Source organism: Enterococcus hermanniensis (assembly GCF_001885945.1).
GTDB lineage: Bacteria > Bacillota > Bacilli > Lactobacillales > Enterococcaceae > Enterococcus_A > Enterococcus_A hermanniensis.
Window position 1 is genome coordinate 1 of sequence record NZ_JXKQ01000047.1, and the last position, 359, is coordinate 359.

General features: G+C 38.7%; 1 protein-coding gene. It reads right to left on the minus strand.

All coding sequences use genetic code 11. The features are described from left to right. Positions 1-359: phage tail protein (locus RV04_RS12975; RefSeq protein WP_211271206.1), on the minus strand; the 359-nt coding region annotated here is incomplete at both ends.

The following is a 359-nucleotide window of genomic DNA, read 5'->3' on the forward strand; positions in this document are numbered from 1 at the left end:
ATATACGTCCTGATATTTAGCGGTTCATATATAAACGGTACGTAGTCACCTTTTTTCGGTGTGATACGCCATTTCAACGTTACTGAACCACTTATCGCTGGATAGTCTTGCAAGTCTTGTTTTAATCGTTCAGTCATGTTACCAGCGACCGTATACCGTTCGTCTTCCACAGGATCTTGAATACGAATACCCCATTTTTCAGATTCACTAGAAGTGTATGTGATCGGCGTAAAGTAATACGTGTCGTCTTCTTTCTTCTTGCCAAACCCTTTGATCTGGGTCTTGAGAGAGTAAGTATCGATATCGAATTTTACTGAATCAGTATTGTATTTATATCGAATCTGTTCTTCAATTTTTCC